Below are 6179 nucleotides of genomic sequence, written 5' to 3' on the forward strand. Positions count from 1 at the left end.
GGCCCGCCGATGCTCTCCGTCCTGAAGAACCGTACCTATCGTCACCTGTTCGCCGCTCAGGTGATTGCGCTTGTCGGCACCGGCCTGATGACGGTGGCCCTTGGCCTGCTTGCCTACGATCTGGCCGGGGCGAATGCCGGCGCGGTACTCGGGACGGCACTCGCAATCAAGATGCTGGCCTATGTCGGAGTCGCCCCGGTCGCGCAGGCGTTCGCCGACCGGCTGCCGCGACGGTCGTTGCTCGTTGCCCTTGACCTAGTACGAGCATCCGTTGCGCTCTGCCTGCCCTTTGTCAGCGAAATCTGGCAAATCTATCTGCTGATCTTCGTCTTGCAGGCGGCGTCCGCAGGCTTCACGCCGACCTTTCAAGCCACTATCCCGGACATCCTTCCCGACGAAGACGAGTACACGAAAGCACTGTCGCTTTCCCGGCTGGCCTACGATTTGGAAAGCCTGATTTCCCCGATGCTGGCCGCCGCGCTACTGACGGTCATCAGCTTCCACAACCTGTTTGCCGGAACGGTTCTCGGCTTCCTCGTGTCAGCCGCGCTTGTGGTCAGCGTGAGGCTTCCCACAACCGTTCCCGGCCCGTGTCGTGGCATATGGGATCGTACTACGCGGGGCACGCGCATTTACCTCGCCACGCCGCGCCTTCGGGGTCTGCTGGCGATCAGCCTCGCTGTGGCAGCAGCGGGGTCAATGGTGATCGTGAACACGGTGGTCATCGTGAAGGCACGCTTTGGCCTGGGCGAATCCGAGGTAGCGTGGGCGCTGGCGGCCTTCGGAGGCGGGTCGATGGTTGCGGCCTTCGCGCTGCCTCGCCTGCTCGACAAGATTGCTGATCGACCTGTCATGATTGCGGGAGCGACGATGCTGGTTGTGGGAACGGCAGCCGGGGCAATGATTCCGACCTATGCCGTTCTGGTGGTGATCTGGTTGGTGGTCGGCTTCGGCTACAGCGTGGCGCAAACACCTTCCGGCCGGCTGTTGCGCCGCTCCGCTCATCCCGAGGATCGCCCCGCGGTCTTTGCCGCGCAATTCGCCCTGTCCCATGCGTGTTGGCTCATTTGCTATCCCTTGGCCGGTCGCTTCGGCGCTGCCTTTGGGCTGCAATCGACCTTCATCATCATGTCGCTGATTGGTCTTGTCGGAGTGGGACTGGCGCTGTGGCTCTGGCCCGCTAGTGATTCTTCCGACATCGCCCACGATCATCTACCGCCAGATCATCCTCACTTGCGCGAACAAGCAGACCGAGGCGGGCACCGTCATCCCATGATCGTTGACGATCTGCACCGGGACTGGGCGCGCATTTAAGAACTGCCCGCCTTTCACATCGCTGATGCCTCCGGCCCGGATTGCTATTCGGGCCTGCGCGCTTCGCTTGCCAAAAACCGCGTGCGTGGAGGTGCGAGGGAGGCGGTCTTGCTGTCCCCTTCATCGTGCCACGGCGTTCTCGCCGTCAAGGGCTGCGCGCCGATGGCGCTTGCGTCCTGGCGGCCGTCGTTGACCCCTGACTGCTTGCGCTGCGCCGTGCCCCGGAAGGGTCGGGCAATTCCGCCCGGCAACCTTTCAGGAGTTCACCATGAACAACGCACTCATCACTGACGAGCAGCGCATCGTGCTGCTGGCCAACGGCCGCGAATCCTTGGAGAACCCGGACTTCGATCCGGCACCCGTCGTCAAGCTGTTCACGCCGGATGCCGGCGCGACCTGGCTGCTGACCGAGATTGATCCCGATGACCACGACCACGCCTTTGGTCTTTGCGACCTGGGCCTGGGGATGCCGGAAATCGGCTGGGTCAGCCTGGGCGAGCTGGCGACCGTGCGCGGCAGGCTGGGCCTGCCGATCGAGCGCGACCTGTCTTTCCGCGCCGAGAAGCGGTTGAGCGCCTACGCGCGCGATGCCCGGTTGGTCGGGCGTGTCGTCGTCTGAACCAGCCCTTGGAGCGCCGCAAGGCGCTCCTTGCGCTTTCCCAACCTTCGCAGGAGATCAATGCCATGAGCAGCCATCACGACTACATCATCGAAATCACGGCGCAACACGATGCGCTCAAGCCGTTCGCGCCGGAGAACGGTCAGCCCTTGCGCTTCAAGATCGGCGACGCGGTGATCTACACCAACGAGTTTGGCGCGCAGTTCCGGCGCCGCGTCACCGGGTTCTACCAGCCTACCGAGCCTTCGGGGCTGTATGCGCGTGGCAGGCGCTACTACCTGAACTCGACTTCGCCTTGGATGCCGGTTGCGGAATCCAGCCTGCGTCCTGACGACTCGGCGTGATGCCTAAGTGCCCCTGACGGGGCGCTGCGCGCTGCGCTTGCCTCCAGGGGAAAGCCCTGCGGGCTATCCCCGCCGCGCGGAGCTTGGCGCCCCTCAAAGGCCGCCGAACCGGCTGCGCCGGATCGGCCAGACCGCAGCAGCCGCTGTCGAACCTGTTTCCCGATGACTGGCGCATGAGCTTGTACATCGAGCCTTGGAGTCCGTGCGTCCCCGGCCAAGAAACATGGCCGGTCGCGCTGTCGTGCGCGTAGCGCATCGAGCCGCCTGCGGCGTCTCGCCCCTGACGGGCTTCCATCGTTCCCTCGCTCCGCTCGGCTGACGCCTCCGGCCCGGATTCCTAGATCCGGGCCTGCGCGCTTCGCTTGCCGTGCTGTCGGCGTGCTGAGGGGCCGTTGCCATGTCCAACCGTCTCCCCTGACTTCATCACCTTCACCGCGACTGTAGCCCGCGGCCGTGTGCCGTCAAGGCGCGCAGGGCCGTGTCCTCGGCTGCGCCTGCGGGCCGCACCAACCCTGCGCTTGCCTCCTTGACGGCCCCCGTCCGCGCGCTCCTGACCGTCGCGGGCGATGAACTCAGGAAAGACGGTGGCAACAGGGCCAACCGGGTTCCTCGTGCCGACCGCACCGAACCGCCGAAAGGCTGGGCTTCCGAATCTAGGAATCCGGTGTGCGGTGAACAGCAACCCCTTTTTTCTTTGTCAGGAGAAATGCCATGCAACTCGCATCCCGCTTCGCTTCCCGTTCCCCGGTGCTGCGTTCGGAACGTCCCTTGTCCGACGACCAAATCCGGGCCGTGGCCCCGTCCATCTTCGCGGACGCCCCGCACGAAAGCCGCTCTGAGCGGTACAGCTACATCCCCACCGCGACCGTGCTGCAAGAACTGCGCGGGGAAGGCTTCGAGCCTTTCATGGTGACGCAAACCCGCGTGCGCCACGACGACCGCCGCGACTACACCAAGCACATGATCCGGCTGCGCCACGCCAGCCAGATCAACGGCCGCGAGGCCAACGAAATCATCCTGCTGAACTCCCATGACGGCACCAGCAGCTATCAGATGCTGGCCGGGATGTTCCGCTTCGTTTGCAGCAATGGCCTTGTCTGCGGCGACACCGTGGCCGACGTGCGCGTGCCGCACAAGGGCGACGTAGCCGGGCACGTCATCGAAGGCGCTTACGAAGTCCTGCACGGCTTCGACCGGGCGCAGGAATCGCGCGATGCCATGCGCGCCATCACGCTCGACGCCGGGGAATCCGAAGTGTTCGCCCGCGCTGCGCTGGCGTTGAAGTACGACGAGGACAAGCCCGCGCCCATCACGGAATCGCAAATCCTGATGCCACGCCGCCACGACGACGACCGCCGCGACCTGTGGAGCGTGTTCAACCGCACGCAGGAGAACTTGACCAAAGGCGGCCTGTCCGCCCGCGCCGCGAATGGCCGCCGCCAGACCACCCGGCCCGTGCAGGGCATCGACCAAAGCGTGCGCCTCAATCGCGCCCTGTGGCTGCTGGCCGATGGCCTGCGCCAGTTGAAAGCCTGAATCCCCACGCGGCAGGGGCAGGCAGCAGCCCTTGCCGCTTCTCTCGCTGCTGCATCCCAACCGCAAGGAGTTATCACCATGAACGCTGTACTCAAAACCGAAACCGTCGCCATCGAAGCCGCCGCACCGCTGGAAGTGGCCGATCCGACCAAGAACCTGATCTTGGTTCCGCTGTCGCAACTGTTGCCGCGCCGCTCCAAGCGCAACGTCCGCACGACCCCGCGCCAGTCCATCCCCGAGCTGGCCGCGAGCATTGCCCGCATCGGCCTGCTGCAAAACCTGATCGTGATTGCATCCGCCGATGGCGAGGCTTACGAGGTGGTGGCAGGCGACCGCCGCCTGACCGCCTTGAAGCTGCTGGCGAAGAAGAAGCGCATCCCCACTGACTACGAAGTGCCGTGCCTGCTGGTGGCCGATGCGTCCGCCCGCACCGTCAGCCTCGCGGAGAACGTGCAGCGCGAGAACATGCACCCCGCCGACCAGTTCGCGGCCTTCGCCGCGCTGGTCAAGGAAGGCCGGCCCGTCGAGGACATTGCCGCCGACTTCGGCGTGTCCCCGCTGGTGGTGCAGCGCCGCTTGAAGCTGGCGAACGTCTCGCCGCGTCTCATGGCCGACTACCGGGCCGGTGGCGTGACGCTGGAACAGTTGATGGCCCTGACCATCACCGATGACCACGCCGCGCAGGAAGCCGCGTTCTATGGTGCGCCGGAATGGCAGCGCAGCCCGTCCAAGCTGCGCGAGCGCCTGACCGAGCGCGAAATCGACGCCGCGCACGCGCTGGTGCGCTTCGTCGGGCTGGACGCCTACCGGCAGGCAGGCGGCGGCATCCGCCGCGACCTGTTCGCAGAAGGCGATGCCGGAACCTACCTCACCGATACCGCAGTGCTGGAAACGCTGGTGCGCGACAAGCTGGCAATGCTGGCCGAGGACGTGCGCGCCGAGGGATGGGCATGGGTGGAGGCCGTGCCGCATCTGGCCTACGAGGAACGGCAGGCGTTCCAGAACGCCCCGCGCCATCGCCGCGAGCCGACCACCCGCGAGGCCCGCCGCATCGCCTCGCTGGAAACCCGCCTCGAAAAGATCGACGCCGAACTGGAAGAAGCCTGCCAAGTTGAAAGCAGCGAGGACGAGGCCAAGGCCGAGAAACTGGAACAGCGGCGCGATCAGGTGGTCGGGGAACTGCAAGACGCGGAGGACGCCTTACAAGGCTATGCGCCCGAGGTGCGCGAGGTGGCTGGTGCCATCGTCACCATCGACCGCAACGGCGAGGCCGTCATTCATCGCGGCCTGCTGCGCGAAGCCGAGGCCAAGGCGCTGCGCACGCTGGAAAAGCTGCGGCGCGGTTTCGGCAGCACCGAAGGCGAAGCCGCCAACGACGAGCACGAGGACGCCGACGACGCGCCCAAGGCCGCGAGCCTGTCCGACCGGCTGGCGCAGCGATTGAGCGCCCACCGCACGGCGGCGCTGCAAATCGAAGTCGCACGGCATCCGCACGTCGCGCTGGCCGCGCTGGTGCATGGCATGGTGCAGAAGGTCTTGCAGCCCGACGCCTACGGCGATGGCCTGCCGCTCGGCGTGCGCCTCACGGCGCAAGACCGGCTGGAAGGCATGGCCCCGGACTGGCCGGAATCGCCTGCTGCCGTGGCGCTGCGCGAACTGCAACAGGTGGCAGGTGAAGCCTTGCCGGAGGACAGCGCCGAACTGCTCGCCGTGCTGCTGGCGAAGTCGCAAGACGAACTGGTGCGGCTGCTGGCCGTGTGCGTGGCCTCCACGGTGGACGTGGTGACGCCTCGCGCCACGCCGCACCAGCCCGGCGCAGAACTGGCGCAGGCCGTGGGCCTCGACATGGCCGCATGGTGGAAGCCGACCGCAGAAGGCTACTTCAAGCACGTTCCGAAGGCCGTGATTCTGGATGCCGTGGGCGCGTTCGCACCGGAATCCGTCACCCGGCTGGCGAAGCTCAAGAAGGCCGACATTGCCAGCGAGGCCGAGCGGCTGGCCGATGGTACGGGCTGGATGCCCGCCATCTTCAAGGCCGCAGGCCCGCAGGATGCCGCGCAGGAGGCAGGCCCGGAGCAGGACGCCCCGGAAGATGCCGAAGCAATGGCGGATGAACCCGCCGAGGCGCTGGCCGCTTGACCCGCGCCGAAGGCAAGCGCCCCGGCCTCGACCGGGGCGCTTCGCTGGAAGGAGAAGCCCCCATGACCCGCACCACCACCCGCCGCCCGCGCATGGCGGCGATCTACGCCCCCGGCACTGTGCGCGCCCGCCGCTGGCACGGCGCAGGCGACGTGCGCGGCTACCGTCCGCCCTCGGGCTGGACAGCCCGCGCCGACCTCACCGACATTCATCCCATCACAGGCCGC

Annotated in this window: 5 protein-coding genes; all 5 read left to right on the forward strand. The window is 66.7% G+C overall.

The window, feature by feature from the left end; all coding sequences use genetic code 11:
- Positions 1-9 precede the first annotated feature (9 nt).
- The 5 genes from Q392_RS11950 (at position 10) to Q392_RS11970 (ending at position 5952) form a co-directional block, all read left to right on the forward strand.
- Positions 10-1314, forward strand: a complete 1305-nt coding sequence (locus tag Q392_RS11950; protein ID WP_038206985.1) for an MFS transporter — start codon at positions 10-12, stop codon at positions 1312-1314.
- A gap of 268 nt (positions 1315-1582) precedes the next feature.
- On the forward strand, positions 1583-1933 hold the full coding sequence (locus Q392_RS11955; protein ID WP_023114168.1) for a DUF2958 domain-containing protein: 351 nt from the start codon (positions 1583-1585) through the stop codon (positions 1931-1933).
- 65 nt (positions 1934-1998) lie between these two features.
- Complete coding sequence (locus Q392_RS11960) at positions 1999-2277, forward strand: hypothetical protein (RefSeq protein WP_023114169.1); 279 nt, start codon at positions 1999-2001, stop codon at positions 2275-2277.
- A gap of 711 nt (positions 2278-2988) precedes the next feature.
- The gene (locus tag Q392_RS11965; protein WP_017677013.1) at positions 2989-3813 is read left to right on the forward strand and encodes a DUF932 domain-containing protein; all 825 of its coding nucleotides are present in this window, start codon (positions 2989-2991) and stop codon (positions 3811-3813) included.
- 78 nt (positions 3814-3891) lie between these two features.
- The gene (locus tag Q392_RS11970) at positions 3892-5952 is read left to right on the forward strand and encodes a ParB/RepB/Spo0J family partition protein (protein ID WP_038206991.1); all 2061 of its coding nucleotides are present in this window, start codon (positions 3892-3894) and stop codon (positions 5950-5952) included.
- Positions 5953-6179: the final 227 nt, after the last annotated feature.

This window comes from Xenophilus azovorans DSM 13620, assembly GCF_000745855.1.
Classification (GTDB): Bacteria; Pseudomonadota; Gammaproteobacteria; order Burkholderiales; family Burkholderiaceae_C; genus Xenophilus; species Xenophilus azovorans.

Excerpts from the sequence above, each read along its gene's own strand:
- Q392_RS11950 (WP_038206985.1), top strand. The coding sequence starts at position 10 with ATGCTCTCCGTCCTGAAGAACCGTACCTATCGTCACCTGTTCGCCGCT.
- Q392_RS11960 (WP_023114169.1), top strand. The coding sequence starts at position 1,999 with ATGAGCAGCCATCACGACTACATCATCGAAATCACGGCGCAACACGAT.
- Q392_RS11970 (WP_038206991.1), top strand. The coding sequence starts at position 3,892 with ATGAACGCTGTACTCAAAACCGAAACCGTCGCCATCGAAGCCGCCGCA.
- Q392_RS11965 (WP_017677013.1), top strand. The coding sequence starts at position 2,989 with ATGCAACTCGCATCCCGCTTCGCTTCCCGTTCCCCGGTGCTGCGTTCG.
- Q392_RS11955 (WP_023114168.1), top strand. The coding sequence starts at position 1,583 with ATGAACAACGCACTCATCACTGACGAGCAGCGCATCGTGCTGCTGGCC.